17 protein-coding genes, 1 tRNA gene and 1 pseudogene are annotated in these 17402 nt (G+C 42.8%); 14 read left to right on the top strand and 5 right to left on the bottom strand.

Going from position 1 to position 17402, the window contains the following annotated elements:
- Window positions 1-133: type II toxin-antitoxin system Phd/YefM family antitoxin (locus tag KUG63_RS04150; RefSeq protein WP_287554162.1), on the bottom strand; the 133-nt coding region annotated here is incomplete at its 3' end.
- 387 nt (window positions 134-520) lie between these two features.
- Between KUG63_RS04150 and KUG63_RS04145 the strand changes: the two genes are divergently transcribed.
- Complete coding sequence (locus KUG63_RS04145) at window positions 521-1123, top strand: VPLPA-CTERM sorting domain-containing protein (RefSeq protein ID WP_287554160.1); 603 nt, start codon at window positions 521-523, stop codon at window positions 1121-1123.
- Window positions 1124-1328: 205 nt separating this feature from the next.
- On the opposite strand, the pseudogene KUG63_RS04140 reads toward KUG63_RS04145, so the two are convergent.
- The 3 genes and pseudogenes from KUG63_RS04140 to ettA all read right to left on the bottom strand — a co-directional run.
- Window positions 1329-1546 (bottom strand): annotated as a pseudogene (locus KUG63_RS04140) (energy-dependent translational throttle protein EttA); the annotation flags it as partial.
- Window positions 1547-1669: 123 nt separating this feature from the next.
- Window positions 1670-2017: a DUF2834 domain-containing protein gene (locus KUG63_RS04135; RefSeq protein WP_016389990.1), complete on the bottom strand. Its 348-nt coding sequence runs from the start codon at window positions 2015-2017 to the stop codon at window positions 1670-1672.
- A gap of 86 nt (window positions 2018-2103) precedes the next feature.
- Window positions 2104-3771, bottom strand: a complete 1668-nt coding sequence (gene ettA / locus KUG63_RS04130; protein ID WP_287554157.1) for an energy-dependent translational throttle protein EttA — start codon at window positions 3769-3771, stop codon at window positions 2104-2106.
- Window positions 3772-4041: 270 nt separating this feature from the next.
- Here ettA and KUG63_RS04125 point away from each other — a divergent pair, with 270 nt between their 5' ends.
- Entirely contained in the window at window positions 4042-6744 is a 2703-nt protein-coding gene (locus KUG63_RS04125; protein ID WP_287554155.1) for a bifunctional acetate--CoA ligase family protein/GNAT family N-acetyltransferase, read from the top strand.
- Between the two features lies 1 nt (window position 6745).
- Here KUG63_RS04125 and KUG63_RS04120 read toward each other — a convergent pair whose 3' ends face one another.
- Window positions 6746-7678, bottom strand: coding sequence for a histone deacetylase family protein (locus tag KUG63_RS04120; RefSeq protein WP_016389992.1), 933 nt, complete (start codon window positions 7676-7678; stop codon window positions 6746-6748).
- Between the two features lie 206 nt (window positions 7679-7884).
- Here KUG63_RS04120 and glyA point away from each other — a divergent pair, with 206 nt between their 5' ends.
- The 12 genes from glyA to nusA all read left to right on the top strand — a co-directional run bounded on the left by glyA (window position 7885) and on the right by nusA (window position 17335).
- On the top strand, window positions 7885-9141 hold the full coding sequence (gene glyA, locus KUG63_RS04115) for a serine hydroxymethyltransferase (protein WP_015006394.1): 1257 nt from the start codon (window positions 7885-7887) through the stop codon (window positions 9139-9141).
- 12 nt (window positions 9142-9153) lie between these two features.
- Entirely contained in the window at window positions 9154-9651 is a 498-nt protein-coding gene (gene nrdR, locus KUG63_RS04110) for a transcriptional regulator NrdR (RefSeq protein WP_015006393.1), read from the top strand.
- 9 nt (window positions 9652-9660) lie between these two features.
- A complete protein-coding gene (ribD, locus tag KUG63_RS04105) occupies window positions 9661-10773 on the top strand; it encodes a bifunctional diaminohydroxyphosphoribosylaminopyrimidine deaminase/5-amino-6-(5-phosphoribosylamino)uracil reductase RibD (protein ID WP_287554152.1) in 1113 nt (370 codons plus the stop codon).
- Complete coding sequence (locus tag KUG63_RS04100; RefSeq protein WP_015006391.1) at window positions 10774-11427, top strand: riboflavin synthase; 654 nt, start codon at window positions 10774-10776, stop codon at window positions 11425-11427.
- 61 nt (window positions 11428-11488) lie between these two features.
- On the top strand, window positions 11489-12592 hold the full coding sequence (ribBA, locus tag KUG63_RS04095) for a bifunctional 3,4-dihydroxy-2-butanone-4-phosphate synthase/GTP cyclohydrolase II (RefSeq protein WP_015006390.1): 1104 nt from the start codon (window positions 11489-11491) through the stop codon (window positions 12590-12592).
- A 100-nt stretch (window positions 12593-12692) separates the two neighbouring features.
- Window positions 12693-13172 (top strand): 6,7-dimethyl-8-ribityllumazine synthase, encoded by a 480-nt coding sequence (gene ribE / locus KUG63_RS04090; protein ID WP_015006389.1) that lies wholly within the window; start codon window positions 12693-12695, stop codon window positions 13170-13172.
- Window positions 13169-13618 carry a transcription antitermination factor NusB gene (gene nusB, locus KUG63_RS04085; protein WP_015006388.1) on the top strand — a complete coding sequence of 150 codons (450 nt, stop codon included), beginning with the start codon at window positions 13169-13171 and terminating at the stop codon, window positions 13616-13618. The genes ribE and nusB overlap by 4 nt, the downstream gene beginning before the upstream one ends.
- 9 nt (window positions 13619-13627) lie before the next feature.
- A complete protein-coding gene (gene thiL, locus KUG63_RS04080) occupies window positions 13628-14584 on the top strand; it encodes a thiamine-phosphate kinase (protein ID WP_015006387.1) in 957 nt (318 codons plus the stop codon).
- Window positions 14574-15059, top strand: a complete 486-nt coding sequence (locus tag KUG63_RS04075; protein ID WP_287554148.1) for a phosphatidylglycerophosphatase A — start codon at window positions 14574-14576, stop codon at window positions 15057-15059. The genes thiL and KUG63_RS04075 overlap by 11 nt, the downstream gene beginning before the upstream one ends.
- Window positions 15060-15144: 85 nt before the next feature.
- A tRNA-Met gene (locus KUG63_RS04070) sits at window positions 15145-15221 on the top strand.
- Window positions 15222-15353: 132 nt separating this feature from the next.
- On the top strand, window positions 15354-15812 hold the full coding sequence (gene rimP / locus KUG63_RS04065; protein WP_015006385.1) for a ribosome maturation factor RimP: 459 nt from the start codon (window positions 15354-15356) through the stop codon (window positions 15810-15812).
- 20 nt (window positions 15813-15832) lie between these two features.
- Window positions 15833-17335, top strand: a complete 1503-nt coding sequence (gene nusA / locus KUG63_RS04060) for a transcription termination factor NusA (protein ID WP_287554147.1) — start codon at window positions 15833-15835, stop codon at window positions 17333-17335.
- Window positions 17336-17402 lie beyond the last annotated feature (67 nt).

The raw sequence follows: 17402 nt of genomic DNA, 5'->3' as shown, positions 1-17402 counted from the left end.
TCCAGTCTTCTTCTGCCACTAAAACGGCATTACCTCTTTTTCCTGTAATGATGACAGGTTGGTGTGTTTCAGTAGTCTCATCTATAAGACTGTACAGTTTAGATCTAGCTTCAGTAACATTTAATATGGTCATAATATTTTACCTCCAAGCTAAGCGTACGCCTAAACGTACGTAAATTCAAGTCTTTTAAAAATCAAAGCGTTAAAGCTAAGTTGGGAGTAAAGGGAAGCTTATTTTTGAAGAAATTAAGCTGACCGCCCCTTGATTTCGTCGAGTAATTTGAAAAATAGAAATGCGTGATTGCAAGACCTGACCCTATTTTTTTTATTTAATTTTAGATACTAGGTCTTCCAGTTGAATTTAAGGGTGCGATTTAAGGGTAGCGCCCCCTTTAGTTCATTTTTTCTGTGTGTCACTCCTCCCTTGATCTGTAATGCGTGCCAAAGTATACTGCGAAGTGTGTCACAAATTAATTTTCAAATTTAGGTTCGAACTTCTACAAAAATATAAGGAAATATTATGAAAAAAATTACTATTCTAAGTATTATTTTAGGTTGTGTTGCTTCTTTTTCAGCTAATTCAGCGCTCATTACTTCATCAACAAATTCTGCATTAGACGGAGCAACAGTTGAAACCTTCAATTCAATCGGTTTAGGGGACTACAGTTCGCTATCAGTTTCAGGTGCAACCATTGTTGGAAATGGTGGGGATATGACGATTTCTAATGACTTTAATACGACAAGTTTTGGTGTCGATGGTTATGCTTTACAGAACGCTGGTGGAACACCAACTTCGTTTTCTATCATCTTTGATAACGCTGTAGATGCTTTTGGTATTTGGGGTGGTGCGTATAATAATTCATGGACGTTTTCAGCTTTCGATAGCTTAGATAATTTAATTGAAAGCGTAACAGCTTCAACTTCTTGTTGTTCACCTATGTTTTTTGGTCTACTTAATAATGATATGGCTAAGGTTACTTTAAGTGGTGCTGGTGATTGGGTTATTTTTGACAACTTGACCTACAAAGAGTCAGTTTCTGCTGTTCCAATTCCAGCTGCTGCCTTAATGTTCTTGCCTGCTTTATTAGGTTTCTTAGGCTTGCGTCGTAAACTTCAAGCTTAATATTGTTAAGTTTTATCTGATTTATAAAAGCCACCTCTTTTGAGGTGGCTTTTACGTTTAAGCAATACTAAAGAGTTGAAAATTAGTAGGGCGGTCAACTTAATGTGAAATTACGGGTAAGCAAGAACTTGATATTGCCTAACCTAATAATTGGACTTGTCACCCCGCGAACTTCTTATACTTAAAGTCGCCTAGGTTGGTCTGCTTAAGCACCCAACGGACGTTTTAAATCCGCCTCATGTTCTACATAATTGCCTTAAAAAATAGCATGTTACTGTCGCCTTCAAAGTCAAGCATGTGGGTGGCGATTCTGTCTAGGAATCAATGATCATGTGAGATTACTACGGTGCAACCAAGGAAGCTGAGTGGGGCTTCTAGTGCGCGTATGGTTTTAATGTCTAAATCATTAGAGTGCTCAACCAGGGTTTAATGGGACGCTACTCTTTTATTCTTCATGTAACCCGCCTACTTCTTATATTTAAGCCGACAAGGTTGCCCCGTTTTTGCGTCTAGCCTTGGTTTTAAACAGCTGGGCAGTCTTTATCATCAATCGATATTTATCTCTGCTAAGCGTCGCTCGCGCATTAATAGAAAAACGGGTACTGCAAAAGCGACTGCAACGGTAGCTGTTAGTAGAATATACACCCACCATCGAGCCATTGAGAGGCGGCGAGCTTCAACAAATGACCAAACAATAAAAGCGCCCCAGATAACCAGCACATCATTGGTTAAAGAGCTTGAGGCATTATTAATATAGGCCTGATGAATAAAATGACTAAGTGAAAATCCACCCTGTTCAAGCATATATTGAATATTAAAATACGACGTTAACGTGACGCCCGCTAAAGCAAATAAAGCATAGATTATTTGACGGCTTTTAGATGAGTTGAGCATTGATTATCTTTTTTTTTATTGTGATTATGATGCGAAATCATAGGGTCAATCAAATTGATATTCGATAGCCCCATGAATAAATTTTTCTATCCTGCCAACTTCTTATATTTAAGCCTTCTAGGTTGATCTGCTTCAGCACCTAATCGACGTTTTAAATCGGCTTCGTATTCTTCATAATTACCTTCAAACCAGACTACATTACTATCGCCTTCAAAGGCAAGCATGTGGGTGGCTATGCGGTCTAAGAACCAGCGATCATGCGAGATGACTACGGCGCAACCAGGGAAGCTGAGTAGGGCTTCTTCTAATGCGCGTAGGGTTTCAATGTCTAGGTCGTTTGTTGGTTCATCGAGCAGTAAGACATTGCCGCCTTCTTTCAGTACTTTAGCTAAATGCACACGGTTACGTTCACCACCGGATAGGTCGCCCATGCGTTTTTGTTGGTCAGATCCTTTAAAGTTAAAGCGTCCAACATAAGCGCGTGATGGGGTTTCATAGGTGCCAACGGTAATCATGTCGTTACCTTCTGATATTTCTTCGAATACGGTTTTGTTGTCGTCTAAGTTTTCGCGTGATTGGTCTACGTAGGCGAGTTTTACGGTTTCACCTATCTTAATATCACCACTGGTGGGTTCTTCTAACCCGCCCATCATTTTGAATAGGGTGGATTTACCTGCGCCGTTGGCACCAATAATCCCCACGATGCCACCTTGTGGCAGATTAAAGTTTAGGTTGTCGAATAACACGCGGTCACCAAAGGCTTTGCTGATATTAACGGCTTCTATCACCGAATCACCTAAGCGTGGGCCGGGTGGTATGTAAATTTCCTGTGTTTCGCTGCGTTTTTGGAACTCTTTGGATTGCAAGTCATCAAAGCGTGCCATACGTGCTTTGCTTTTAGCATGGCGGCCTTTCGGGTTTGAACGCACCCATTCTAGCTCTTTTTTAATGGAACGTTTTTGCGAGGCTTCGGCTTTTTGTTCTTGCTCTAGTCGTGCGTCTTTTTGTTCTAACCATGATGAGTAATTGCCTTCCCAAGGAATGCCGCGTCCGCGATCGAGTTCTAAAATCCACCCGGCAACGTTATCTAAAAAATAACGGTCATGGGTAACGGCAACTACGGTACCGGTAAAATCGTGCAAGAAGCGTTCTAACCATGCCACAGATTCAGCATCTAAGTGGTTGGTTGGTTCATCAAGCAGCAACATATCGGGTTTTGAAAGTAATAATTTACACAGCGCAACGCGGCGTTTTTCACCCCCTGATAGTTTGCTAACATCGGCATCCCATGGCGGTAGGCGTAGGGCATCTGCGGCAATTTCCATGGTGCGATCGGTGTCGTGGCCATCACCAGCTTGCAGGATGTTTTCTAACTCGGCCTGTTTTTTTGCTAGGGCGTCAAAGTCAGCATCGGGCTCGGCATAAGCGGCATATACAGCGTCTAATTCAGCTTGAGCATTGGTGAGGTCACCTAACGCTCCTTCAATGTTAGCGCGTACGTCCTTGCTTTCGTCTAATTGCGGTTCTTGGGCGAGGTAGCCAATTTTAATGCCTGGCTGTGGGCGCGCTTCGCCCTCTATTTCGGTGTCTAACCCAGCCATAATTTTTAGCAGGGTCGATTTACCTGAGCCATTTAGACCCAAAACACCAATTTTAGCGCCGGGGTAAAACGATAAATAAATATCAGTAAGAATTTTACGTTTTGGGGGAACGACTTTACTAACGCCGTTCATGGTGTAGATGTATTGAGCCATTTGTAATCCGTTTATTATTTAAATAAGACTTGTTCTAAGGGTAGTAAACATAGTTAAACGTGTATTAATCGTTTATGGCGCGGCTCGTTTAATGGCGAGTTGGCGCGCATAGTTATTGATAGATATTTTATACAATGATTGGATGGCGTTATAGGCGTAAATATCAGATTAGGTAGCGATATAGGTGGTTTTTTCTTATAAATTAGATAAATGCGTATTACAATCTTATTATATTGCATTGCACAAATAATTTTATTTTAAGGAAGGAACATGACTGAAAACAGAATGTCGAGCTTTATTGCTCCTCAAACAATTGTTGTTATCGGCGCCAGTTCACGTGATGGCTCACTCGGTAAGATCATTGTTCAAAACTTATTGTCTGGCGGTATGGCGAAAGGCAATATCAGTATTGTTAACCCTAAGTATAAACGTGTACTCGACCTTCCTTGTAGTGCCTCGGTAGATGAACTTGAATCTGCAGCGGATTTAGCGGTTATTGTTTCACCACCTAAGACTGTACCGGGGTTAATTGCTGAACTAGGGCAAAAAGGGACAAGAAGTGTTGTTGTCATTACCGCTGGGTTTTCTGAAGGCAATGGCACCGGTGGTAAAGATCTTGAGGCGCAAATGTTGAAAGAGGCGCGTCAATATAATGTGAGAATTATAGGGCCGAATTGTTTAGGGGTTATCTCACCGATTAACAAATTAAATGCGAGTTTTAGCCATTTAATGCCTAACAAAGGAAAGATTGGTGTCATTTCTCAATCAGGCGCCATGTTAACCTCGATTATTGACTGGGCATGTGGTCGCGGTATCGGTTTTTCTCATTTAGTGTCGCTGGGGGATATGGCTGATATTACATTTGGAGAGGTCTTAGATGCAATGTCAATGGACTCAGAAACGGAAGCTATTGTTATTTACATGGAATCGGTTCAGCATGCGAGGCGCTTTATTTCAGCAGCAAGGGCCGCCTCTAGGACGAAGCCGATTGTTGTGCTGAAAGTGGGCCGCTCAGATGCGGGCAGTAAAGCAGTAGCGTCTCATACGGGGGCAATGGCAGGTTCTGACGATGTCTATCAAGCTGTTTTTGATCGTTCAGGATTACTTAGGGTCAATGGGATGAGTGAGCTTTTTTATGCTGCTGCATCACTGACATCGGTTAAACCACTGGATAAGAGTGGCTTAGCCATTTTGACAAATGGTGGTGGTATGGGTGTATTGGCAACAGACGCATTGGTTCAATCAGGTGGGGTGTTAGCGCAGCTGTCAGATGTCAGCAAACAAAAGCTTGATAAGGTGTTGCCAAAAACATGGTCGGGTGCAAACCCTATCGACATTATTGGTGATGCTGGACCAGACCGTTATGCTGCCGCCTTGGGTGTTCTTCAAGAGGATGAAAATATTGGTGCGATATTGGTCTTGAATTGTCCGACGGCTGTTTCATCAAGCATTGATATAGCGAAGGTTGTGGCTGATATTGCTGCAACAGGTAAAAAATGTGTGCTCACCAGTTGGGTGGGTAGTGCAACCGCCGAAGCAAGTCGTTCCTTGTTTGCTGAGCGAGGTATTCCGAGTTATGCAACGCCTGAATCGGCGGTTAATTCATTTATGTATTTAGTACATTATCGTCAAAACCAGAAAATTTTGATGGAAACACCGCCCGCGCTGACAGAAGATTTAGAGTTTGACGTTAAGACAGCACAGTCTATTGTTGACAAAGCGGTAGCGAAAAAGCGCGAATGGCTTAATGAAATGGAAGCAAAGCAGGTGTTGGCAGCCTATGGTATTCCGACGGTAACAACACGCCTGGCTACGACAGCCGAAGAGGCTGTCAGTTTTGCGACAGAGCTTGGGTACCCAGTGGCGGTAAAAATATTTTCTCCCGATATTCTTCATAAATCAGATGTTCAAGGCGTTGCGCTGAACTTGGCGAGTGAGGCAGCGGTAAAACAAGCCGTACTGGATATTCAAAATACGGTTCAACATCGTCGGCCAGATGCGCAAATAGAAGGCTTTTTTGTTCAAAATATGGCTAATTATAAAGACGCGCATGAGGTGATCTTAGGTGTGTTAAATGACCCAACATTTGGCCCGGTTTTAATGTTTGGTCAGGGGGGTACAGCGGTTGAAGTGTATAACGATAAAGCGCTAGCCTTGCCTCCATTGAACCTTAAGTTAGCAAAAGATATGGTGGCGAGGACGAAAATTTATCATCTGCTAAAAGGTTATCGTGATCGAGAAGCTGTTGATATGGATGCGCTTTTGTTAACACTGATTAAACTCTCTCAATTAGTTGTGGATTTTGATCGCTTAGTTGAGTTGGATGTTAATCCGTTGCTGGTTAATAGTCAGGGTGTTGTTGCGCTCGATGCCCGCATACGTATTTCTATAAAAAGTGAGGTGAAGACGAACAGGCTGGCTATACACCCTTACCCACATGATCTTGAAGAGAAAATAACGCTTGCGTCCGGTAAAACCTACGAATTGAGACCGGTGAGACCAGAGGATGAACCGGCGCTGATAGAAAACTTTAATCAGTTAACCAAAGAAGAGATACGGTTTAGATTTTTTAATGCAATAAAGACGATGAGTCACCCCATGGCAGCACGTTTTTCGCAAATTGATTATGACCGTGAAATGGCGTTGGTTATAACGGACCCAAGAACACAAAAAAACTGGAAGCTGTACGCCGTGGTGCGCTTAATATCAGAGGCATTTGAACCAAGGGCTGAGTTTTCTTTAATTGTTAATCATGTCGTTGGCCGACAAGGCTTGGGTACGTTATTGTTGAAGAGGATTATTCATTACGCCGAATCAAGAGGGCTTAAGGAGGTGTATGGTTCAGTGTTGGCAGAAAACAAAGTCATGCTAGATCTGTGTAAAAGAGCCGGCTTTACGATGCAAAGTCAGCATAATGAACCCGGGGTGGTGACGGTGAAGCTGTTATTAAATCGCGAAGCGTCAAACAGTTGATTTAGCTCAGTTGCATTAAAGCACGTATGTGTTGTTCGGCACTACGTCCCAATGCTTTTAGTGCGTAACCGCCTTCGAGTACAGAAACAATGCGATTGTGCGAGTAGCGCCGTGCAATCGCTATGATTTCCTGTGTTACCCAAGCAAAGTCTTGATCTTGAAAACACAGGGTCGCGATATCATCTTCCCAGTGTGCATCAAAGCCGGCCGATATAAAAATAAACTGTGGTTTAAAAGCATGTAAGGCGGGTAACCAATGTTGTTGTACCTGAGCGCGGAACTCTGCCCCTGTTGAGCCTGACTTTAAAGGCGTGTTAATGAGCTTGTTGGGGATGCTCGGGCGATTAGAAAATGGAAACAGAGGGTGCTCATAGCTTGAGCAAAATAGCACGCGATCATCTGCCTCAAAAATTTCCTGTGTGCCATTACCTTGGTGGACATCAAAGTCAACAATGGCAATACGATCTAGTGTGTGTTTTTCAAGAGCGTGTGCAGCCGCAACAGCAATATTGTTGAAAAAACAAAAGCCCATTGATTTGGACCTTTCCGCATGGTGCCCCGGTGGCCGAACAGCACAAAAAGCATTTTCTATTTGCTTGTCCATAATAAGGTCAACCGCAGTGGTGCCTGCGCCTGCAGCTTTTAGCGCAGCGTCTAGGCTATGTTCGTTCATTAGCGTATCAGGGGTGATTTGAAAGAGCGCTTGCCCGCTGCCAGGGGCGTTATCAACTATATATTCAAGGTGTTGCTGGCTATGAACTCGCAATAAAGCGGCTTGCTCGACATTTGGCGCCTCAATATGCTCTAAAAGGTCCCAAAGCTGTTGGTGTTTTAATTGATCTTGAATGGCATATAGGCGACTTGACCTTTCTGGGTGTCCATCCCCCATGTCATGTTTAATTAAATCAGCATGCGTGATGTAGGCCGTTCTCATACAACATTGGTCCGGTAGTTTATGATGTTAATAATATACATTAAAGAACTTGAGCATGCGTTGATCAGGCTTTAGGATGCCAATTGGTGTTGGTTTTTCAAAGTTCTTGTGTGCTTTCTGCTAAAAATAGCCTTGTAACCACAATATGATGTAGAATTCGCTTTTTTATTTAATTAACGACGTTGGAAACGGCACGAGGAAACTAAATGTACAACAAGCGCATGACCATTGAAGGATTTGATGACGAACTTTGGGCGTCTATTCAACAAGAAGAGCAACGCCAAGAAGACCATATTGAGCTGATCGCATCTGAAAACTACGCGAGTCCTCGTGTGATGCAGGCGCAGGGTTCTATGTTGACTAATAAGTATGCAGAAGGCTATCCAGGTAAACGCTATTATGGTGGTTGTGAGTATGTGGATATTGCTGAGCAGTTAGCTATTGACCGTGTTAAAGAGTTGTTTGGTGCAGATTATGCCAATGTGCAACCTCATGCGGGCTCACAAGCCAATGCAGCAGTTTATTTCGCACTTTTACAAGCAGGCGATACCATTTTAGGGATGAGTTTGGCACACGGTGGGCACCTCACGCATGGAGCTAAAGTAAACTTCTCGGGCAAAATATTTAATGCCGTTCAATACGGCTTAAATGAAGTAACCGGCGAGGTAGATTATGAAGAAATTCAAGCACTGGCAAACGAACATAAACCTAAAATGATTGTAGCCGGTTTTTCTGCGTATTCTCGTGTAATGGACTGGCAAAAATTCCGTGATATTGCGGATTCTGTTGGTGCGTATTTATTTGTAGATATGGCGCATGTTGCCGGTTTAGTGGCGGCGGGTGAATACCCAAGCCCAGTAGGGATTGCTGATGTTACTACATCAACCACACATAAAACATTACGTGGCCCACGTGGTGGTTTAATTTTGGCCAAATCCAATCCTGAGATTGAGAAAAAATTAAACTCAATGGTCTTTCCAGGTACTCAAGGCGGCCCACTGATGCATGTGATTGCAGCGAAAGCAGTGGCCTTTAAAGAAGCGTTGTCACCTGAATTTAAAGCTTACCAAAAACAAGTTAAAGTCAATGCTAGTGCGATGGCCGATACCTTTATCGCACGTGGTTATAACATCGTGTCAGGTGGTACAGACAATCATTTGTTCTTGGTTGATTTAATCGACAAAGGCTTAACCGGTAAAGCAGCTGAAGCAGCCCTAGAAGCGGCGAACATCACGACTAATAAAAACTCTGTACCGAATGACCCTCAGTCACCCTTTGTGACCAGTGGTATTCGTTTAGGTGCGCCAGCAATTACAACACGCGGCTTTAGCGAACAAGACAGCAAAGACCTTGCTGGTTGGATGTGTGACATTCTTGATGACATTGAAAACGAAAGCGTTCAACAAGCGGTTAAGGAAAAAGTATTGGCCATTTGTTTACGTTTACCTGTTTACGCAGATTAAGGTTTAAGCCATATGCAATGCCCCTTTTGTAATGACAGTGATACACGTGTTATTGACTCGCGCTTAGCGGGTGAAGGGGATAGCGTGCGTAGGCGTCGTGAATGCCAAGCATGTAAAGAGCGGTTTACCACCTTTGAGACAGCCGAGCTGAATCTGCCGAGGGTAGTGAAGAGTAATGGTGTTCGCGAGCCCTTTTGGGAAGAAAAGCTTAGTGTCGGGGTATTGCGTGCGTTAGAGAAACGGCCTGTTAGCAGCGAAGATATTGATGCTGCTTTGAGTCGCATCAAAAAAAGCCTGCTGTCACTGGGCGAGCGCGAAGTCCCCTCGATGAAAATTGGTGAGCTGGTGATGGAAGAACTAGGAAACCTAGACCATGTTGCTTATGTTCGTTTCGCGTCTGTGTATAAAAGTTTTGAAGACATCAATGAATTTAGAAAAGTAATTGATGAGCTTGAAAAAGAAGATAAAAGCGAACAGCTGATGTTATCAGCCGTTGTTAGCAAAAAATAATATGATGCTATGACGTTTACGTCTAATGATCAACGCCATATGAACCGAGCGCTTGAACTGGCGGCGCTTGGTAGGTACAGCACAAAACCAAACCCTTGTGTCGGCTGTGTTATTGTTGACGAGGGGCACGTTATTGCTGAAGGTTGGCATAAAAAAGCTGGCGAACCACATGCTGAAGTATATGCGTTACAGAGTGCTGCTGCAGCAGCGAAAGGTGCAACTGCGTATGTGACATTAGAGCCTTGCAGCCACCATGGCAGAACACCACCGTGTGCTGATGGTTTAATTAACGCGGGGGTATCTCGCGTGGTTATTGCTATGCAAGACCCTAATCCTATTGTGTCCGGGCAAGGTGTTGCTAAACTTCAGGCTGCAGGTATTGAGGTGGCTGTTGGCTTGTTTGAAGAGCAAGCAATAGCGCTAAATCAAGCGTTCTATCATAGGATGACTACAGGCCAGCCGTATATTTTTAGTAAAGTGGCAATGAGTCTGGACGGTAAAACAGCGATGGCATCGGGCGAAAGCCAATGGATAACAGGAGCAGCGGCGAGAAAGGATGTACATCAGCTACGTGCTGAAAGTGATATTGTCTTAACAGGGGTAGGAACAATCCTTGCTGATGACCCCCAGTTAACAGCGAGAGATGGTTTGGAGCATATAGCGGTAGAGCAACCGCATCGAGTTATTCTAGATTCGCAGTTAAAAACCCCAGTGAATGCTCGTATTTTTAAGTCGAACGTTAAGGTCACTATTTTAACCTGTAGTAATAATCAAGACGCTATGACGGCTTTGCAGCAAGCTGGCTGTACTGTGCAGGTGATTGCTGCCGATGCTCAGGGACAAGTTGATTTATACGCCGTTCATGAGTGGCTAAGGTCGCAGGATATTAATAGTGTAATGGTTGAAGCCGGTGCATTGTTAAATGGTGCACTGTTGCAAGCAGGTATTATTGATGAGTTAATCATTTATATGGCGCCAAGTGCCTTAGGGTCGGATGCAAGAGGTGCTTTTTCTATGCCTCAAGTATCAACGTTGTCAGATAGAGTTCAACTACACTATGTGGGTATGCATGAGCTTGATAGCGATATTAAATTAACTTATCGGGTTAAAAGGGAAGGCTAAATGTTTACTGGAATTATCGAAGCAGTTGGTGAAATTAAGCGTATTGAACAACAGCAAGGTGATGTGCGCTTGACGGTTGCTACAGCTCATTTAGATTTGAATGATGCACAGCTTGGTGACAGTATTGCTGTTAATGGTGTCTGTTTAACGGCCATTGAATTGGCGGCAGGCCAGTTTGTTGCGGATGTTTCAAATGAAACATTATCGGCAACAACGATGGGGGCACTAACAGTCGGTACGGCGGTTAATTTGGAATGTGCGTTACAAGCACACACTCGCTTAGGTGGGCATATGGTTAGTGGCCACGTTGATGGGGTTGGGCAGGTGCTTGAGCGCAAAACCGATGCACGTTCAGTTCGTTTTCGTTTTAGTATGCCTAAACAATTAGCTCGTTATGTTGCGCAAAAAGGCTCCATTTGTATTGATGGTATTAGCTTAACGGTGAATAGCGTGGATGATTCTTCGTTTTCCGTTAATATTGTGCCGCACACGTTAGAGATGACAACATTAGGCCAGCGAACAATTGGCGATTCAGTGAATCTTGAAGTAGACGTTATTGCGCGTTACATAGAGCGCTTAATGATGGGGGATGCGCAGGACTCGTCATCAGTTGATTATAAAAAATTACTTGAAAGCAGTGGCTTTGTTAAATAATCTGAAAAGAAACTGAGTTGAATCGGCTACAATACGTGCCACTGACCAACTAAAAATACTTATGAATACGACTCAAGAAATTATTGATGACCTAAAGCAAGGCAAAATTGTCATCATAATGGACGATGAAGATCGTGAAAATGAAGGTGACTTGCTAATGATTGCTGAGCATGTGCGCCCGCAAGACATTAACTTTATGGCGAGTTATGGCCGCGGTTTGATTTGCTTAACGTTAACGCGTGAGCGTTGCCAGCAATTAAGGTTGCCGTTAATGGTTAATGATAATCAAGCAGCCTACTCAACCAATTTCACGGTGTCAATTGAAGCGGCCGAAGGCGTAACTACCGGTATTTCAGCGGCTGATCGTGCAAAAACTATTTTAGCCGCGGTTAATCCAACTGCAAAGCCAACCGATGTTGTTCAGCCGGGGCATATTTTCCCGCTGATGGCGCAACCGGGTGGGGTTTTAAATCGTACAGGGCATACTGAAGCTGGCTGTGACCTTGCGCGTCTGGCAGGTGCAGAGCCTGCTGCTGTTATTGTGGAAATATTAAATGATGATGGAACGATGGCAAGACGAGCAGATTTGAGCGTTTTTGCTGAAAAACATGAATTAAAAATGGGGACGATTGCCGACTTAATTCATTACCGTATACAAAATGAAAAAACGATAGAGCTTGTCAGTAGTTGCCATTATCCGACTAAATACGGTGATTTCAGACTTCATGCTTTTCAAGATGAAATAGATAATAAGCTGCATTTGGCCTTAACGTATGGTGATGTCAACACAGATGAGCCAGTAATGGTTCGAATTAATGCAAAAAGCACATTAGCCGACTTATTACACGCGAAAGAGAGTGATCATTACCCCTTGCCAAGTGCGATGCAAAAGATTGTTGCTGAAGGGCGAGGTGCGTTGATTTTAATTCGTAATAAAGAAGATAATCAATCGATTGTTGAGTTTATTCACGAGCAAGAATTAAAAGAAAAAGGGGTGTCTAATTTGGCGCCACAACCCTTGGTTGACTCAAGAGAAGTGGGTGTAGGTTGTCAAATTTTAACAGCGCTCGGTATTAAAAACTTAAAATTGCTTGGTACGCCAACGAAATATTCAGGACTGACTGGTTTTGATATTGAGATTGTTGAGCATGTGCCATTAGATTAAGTTGCTGATAAATGAAGAGTGCAGCAGCTTAAGCGCTTTTCGAACGATACAAATGGTTCTTTAAATTTAAGTTTATACGTACACATAACAAGGGTTTTATATGTCAGATGCAAAGGTAATAGAAGGGAATATGGTCGTGCGTGATGCACGTTTCTGCTTATTGGTGGGGCGTTTTAATAGTTTTATTGTTGACCAACTAGAAGGCGGTGCAATTGATACATTAGTTCGACATGGTGCGGATATTAAAAACATTGATATTGTCAAAGTACCTGGTGCATTTGAAATGCCCTTGGCAGCGCAACGTCTAGCAGCGAAGCAAAATTACGATGCAATCATTGGTTTGGGCGCGGTTATTCGCGGTGGTACGCCACATTTTGAATATGTTTCAGCCGAGGTCACCAAAGGCCTAGCCACTGTGTCATTGCAAGCGAATATCCCTGTTACGTTTGGTGTGTTAACAGTTGACTCTATCGAGCAAGCGATAGAACGTGCGGGCACAAAGGCTGGAAATAAAGGGGCAGAAGCGGCCCTTGCGGCCATTGAAATGGTTAATGTGCTTAAGGTGATAGACGCCGAATGAGTTCACCAAAAAGCAATGCAAGATTAGTCGCGTTACAAGCTTTGTATCAGTGGCAAATTACGGGTCAAAACCTTAATGAAATTTGTAAACAATTTGAAGAAGACTCAGAAACGCCTAAATATCAAACAGCCTATTTTGAGCACCTATTGATCGGTGTCGTTGATAAACTGGGTGAGTTAGACGAAGCAATTAGTGAGTTCACTACGCGAAATTTAGAAAAGATTGATCCCATTGAAAAGGCTGTTTTACGCTTGGGTGCATATGAGCTATTTTACAAGCCAGAAGTACCGTACCGAGTGGCTATTAATGAGTCGATAAACTTGGCGAAAAAATTTGGTTCTGAAAAAAGTCATGCTTATGTAAATAGCATCATGGACAAATTAGCGCAAAAAAGTCGAGCCGTTGAAATAAACGCAAAATCAAAAGGCAAGAAAAAAACCGGTTAACCTTGCAAGATGTCGTCCCCCGAGTTTTCGATTATTGAAGAGTTCTTTGCCTCAAGAGCAGGTGGCCCTAACGAATCCTTAGTGCTAGGTATCGGGGATGATTGTGCTGTAATCGATGTGCCTAGCCATAAACAAATAGCTGTTAGCACGGATACGCTGGTTGAAAATGTACATTTCTTAGCGAATAGTGAACCAGAATTGTTAGGGCATAAAGTGCTGGCTGTTAACCTAAGTGATTTAGCCGCGATGGGGGCATCCCCAGCATGGGCCTCGTTAGCGATTACACTACCAGCAATAGATAAAGCTTGGCTTGCATCGTTTGCAAAAGGTTTTTTTGAATTGGCTGATCGATATTCGTTACAGTTAATAGGCGGTGATACTACTCGAGGCCCCCTTTCTATTACAGTGAATGTGATGGGTCTATTACCTAAACAGCAACGATTGATGCGTTCAGGCGCAAACGTTGGTGATGATATTTATGTGTCCGGTCATATTGGTAGCGCCGGCTTAGGCTTAGAAAAAGCCCGCCAGGGTTATCTCAACATGATGGACTCAGAACTGGGTTCATATTTAAAGCCAAATCCTCAAGTGGCATTAGGGCGCGAGCTGCTCAATGTAGCGACATCTTGTATTGATGTTTCAGATGGCTTGTCTGCAGATTTGAGTCACCTACTTAAAGCAAGCGGTGTTGGGGCAAGCGTATGGGATGAGTGCTTACCTGTGACTGAGTCCGTTCGCCAACATGCAAGTAAGCTGAGTGACGATTTATGGCCTTATTCGACAGGTGATGATTATGAGTTATGCTTTACATTACCCTCGAACCTAAATGCTGATGAATTAAGTAAATTACATAAGTATGACATTACAAAAATTGGTGTTATTGAGAAAGAGGCGGGCTTGAGAGTCGAAGTGAAAAACGGAAAAATATTTACGCTTAATAAGGGGTACGATCATTTTGCGAGCTGATAAAACCCCGTCATTTAAACAATTATTAGCTAACCCTGTGCAAATGTTGGCTTTTGGGTTTGGTTCTGGGTTATCTAAAAAAGCACCCGGCACGATGGGAACATTAGTGGCGATTCCTTTTTATTATGTACTAATCAAGTTTTTTGAAAATGGTTATGCAGCGGCGTTGATATTGGTCGTTGTTTCAGGTGTGTGGATATGTGGTAAGGCGGCGGATGATATTGGTGTGCATGATCATGGTGGTATTGTCTGGGATGAAATTGCTGGTTATTTACTAACAATGTATTGGGTGGCGTTTAGTTGGCAAAACGTAATACTGGGGTTTGTTTTATTTCGTCTATTTGATATTGCGAAACCCTGGCCCATTAATTGGTTAGATACAAAAGTAAAAGGTGGCCTCGGTATTATGGCCGATGATCTATTGGCAGGGCTGATGTCTGCCGGCTGTTTATACGTATTAACAGGCTTGCTTTAAAACGAAGAATTAAAAACAGTAAATAAAACGTTAATAGTGATTGTAAAAGAAAGCTAAATCCAGTATTATTCTTCTCTTAAATGGACGCGGGGTGGAGCAGTTTGGTAGCTCGTCGGGCTCATAACCCGAAGGTCGTAGGTTCAAATCCTGCCCCCGCTACCAATGAATATACGGTACCCCATTTGGGGTATTTTTGTTTGGCCCCTTATGAATCTAAATAAGACTAAAGATTTAAGGCAAAAATTAAAGTGTTGAATGGGGCTTTGGCCCTTTTTTTGTACGTGATGGATAGAGATGAATCAAGCACCCGCTAAAATATTAGAGTTGATTAGGCCCGCAGTTACTGGGCTTGGTTATGAGTTTGTTGGTGCGGAGTTTACCGGGCAAGGTAAGGCGGCGACTTTATTGGTTTATATCGATTCGGAAAAAGGAATTATGGTGGATGACTGTTCTAAAGTGAGTCATCAAATTAGCGGTATTATGGATGTTGAAGACCCAATAACAGGGCAATACAGGCTTGAAGTTTCATCGCCTGGTTTGGAGCGTCCATTATTTGAGTTGGCTCATTTTGAACGCTTTAAAGGATCAACAGTCAAATTGGAGTTGCGTCAATCAACACTTGAAGGGCAACGTCGGTTTACAGGCGAAATTCTAGAAGTGAAAGGTGAGACAGTGCACTTACATGTTGATGACGAGGAAATAGAAATTCCGTTTTCTCTCATAAAGAAAGCTAGGTTAGTAGTTAATTATTAAAAAATATTTCAGGGTTAAAGATGGCTAATAAAGAAATTTTAATGGTTGTAGACGTTGTTTCTAACGAAAAAGAAATTGATCGTAGTGTTCTTTTTGAAGCAATTGAAGCTGCTTTAGAGATGGCAACGAAAAAACTATACCGTGACGACATTGCAGTGCGTGTAGCTATTGATCGCGTGAGTGGGGATTATGAATCTTTCCGTCAATGGGAGGTTGTTGAAGCTGACCCTGATTTTGAAAATGGTTTAGAAAACCCAGATGCTCAAATTCTACTGGAAGATGCACAGAAAAAAGACCCAACTTTAGAAGTGGGTAGCTTTATAGAAGAGCCAATTGAGTCGGCTGACTTTGGCCGAATTGGTGCGCAGGCTGCAAAGCAAGTGATTGTTCAAAAAGTTAGAGAAGCTGAACGAAGAAAAGTATACGAACTTTATAAAGATAAAGTAGGCGAGCTGGTCACAGGCGTCATTAAGCGTATTGAGCGTGGTAATGTGTTTGTAGATCTAGAAGGGACAGCGGATGCCATTATTCCACGTGAAGAAATGATTCCAAGGGAGCCCGTTAGAACAGGCGATAGGATTCGTGGTTACTTAAAGTCAGTAGAAGAAGTAACACGTGGTCCGCAGCTGACGGTTTCAAGAAGCGCACCAGAATTACTAACAGCGCTTTTTAAACTAGAAGTGCCTGAAGTAGGAGACGGTTTAATTGAAATTTTGGGGGCTGCGCGTGACCCAGGTTCAAGAGCAAAAATAGCCGTTCGTACACGAGACCAACGTCTAGACCCTGTGGGTGCCTGTGTTGGGATGCGTGGTTCACGAGTTCAAGCAGTATCAAATGAACTGGCAGGTGAACGTGTAGATATTATTCTTTGGGATGAAAACGAAGCGCAGTTCGTGATTAATGCGATGTCGCCAGCTGAAGTGGTTGCGATTGTCGTGGACGAAGATAAACACAGCATGGATGTGTCAGTTAAAGACGATAGTCTCTCGCAGGCAATTGGTCGAGGTGGACAAAATGTTCGTTTGGCAAGTGAGTTAACTGGCTGGAAGCTTAATGTGATGAGCGAGACGCAAGCAGATGAGCAAAATTCATCAGAAGCAGATGGTTATGCTCAACAATTAATGCTTGATCTTGATGTTGATGAAGATGTTGCACTCATTTTAGTGCAAGAGGGTTACACCTCAATTGAAGAAATAAATTTCGCAGATTTAGATGATCTAACTGATATTGAAGAATTTGATGAAGATATTGCTGAAGAGCTGCAACAACGTGCTAAGGATGCTTACTTAATAAAAGCAATTGCTTCTGAAGAAGTCTTAGAAGAACATGAGCCAGCCAAAGACCTTCTTAATATGGAAGGGATGGATCGTGAGTTAGCCTTTAAATTAGCGAGCAAAGAAATTGTCACAATGGAAGATTTAGCTAATTTAGCAACCGATGAACTACTCGAAATAGCAAGTATTGATGAAGAGCGTGCGACAACATTAATTATGAAAGCACGTGAACCTTGGTTCGCTGAGTAAGCAATAAACTCTCTGGAGAAAGAAGTATGGCAGATATTACAGTTCAACATTTAGCAAAAGTAGTTGG

Source organism: Cycloclasticus sp. (genome assembly GCF_019090545.1).
Taxonomy (GTDB): Bacteria; Pseudomonadota; Gammaproteobacteria; order Methylococcales; family Cycloclasticaceae; genus Cycloclasticus; species Cycloclasticus pugetii.
This window is presented reverse-complemented; position numbering and strand designations above follow the sequence as displayed.

Excerpts from the sequence above, each read along its gene's own strand:
- KUG63_RS04145 (WP_287554160.1), top strand. The coding sequence starts at position 521 with ATGAAAAAAATTACTATTCTAAGTATTATTTTAGGTTGTGTTGCTTCT.
- KUG63_RS04135 (WP_016389990.1), bottom strand. The coding sequence starts at position 2,017 with ATGCTCAACTCATCTAAAAGCCGTCAAATAATCTATGCTTTATTTGCT.
- ettA (WP_287554157.1), bottom strand. The coding sequence starts at position 3,771 with ATGGCTCAATACATCTACACCATGAACGGCGTTAGTAAAGTCGTTCCC.
- KUG63_RS04125 (WP_287554155.1), top strand. The coding sequence starts at position 4,042 with ATGACTGAAAACAGAATGTCGAGCTTTATTGCTCCTCAAACAATTGTT.
- KUG63_RS04120 (WP_016389992.1), bottom strand. The coding sequence starts at position 7,678 with ATGAGAACGGCCTACATCACGCATGCTGATTTAATTAAACATGACATG.
- glyA (WP_015006394.1), top strand. The coding sequence starts at position 7,885 with ATGTACAACAAGCGCATGACCATTGAAGGATTTGATGACGAACTTTGG.
- nrdR (WP_015006393.1), top strand. The coding sequence starts at position 9,154 with ATGCAATGCCCCTTTTGTAATGACAGTGATACACGTGTTATTGACTCG.
- ribD (WP_287554152.1), top strand. The coding sequence starts at position 9,661 with ATGACGTTTACGTCTAATGATCAACGCCATATGAACCGAGCGCTTGAA.
- KUG63_RS04100 (WP_015006391.1), top strand. The coding sequence starts at position 10,774 with ATGTTTACTGGAATTATCGAAGCAGTTGGTGAAATTAAGCGTATTGAA.
- ribBA (WP_015006390.1), top strand. The coding sequence starts at position 11,489 with ATGAATACGACTCAAGAAATTATTGATGACCTAAAGCAAGGCAAAATT.
- ribE (WP_015006389.1), top strand. The coding sequence starts at position 12,693 with ATGTCAGATGCAAAGGTAATAGAAGGGAATATGGTCGTGCGTGATGCA.
- nusB (WP_015006388.1), top strand. The coding sequence starts at position 13,169 with ATGAGTTCACCAAAAAGCAATGCAAGATTAGTCGCGTTACAAGCTTTG.
- thiL (WP_015006387.1), top strand. The coding sequence starts at position 13,628 with ATGTCGTCCCCCGAGTTTTCGATTATTGAAGAGTTCTTTGCCTCAAGA.
- rimP (WP_015006385.1), top strand. The coding sequence starts at position 15,354 with ATGAATCAAGCACCCGCTAAAATATTAGAGTTGATTAGGCCCGCAGTT.
- nusA (WP_287554147.1), top strand. The coding sequence starts at position 15,833 with ATGGCTAATAAAGAAATTTTAATGGTTGTAGACGTTGTTTCTAACGAA.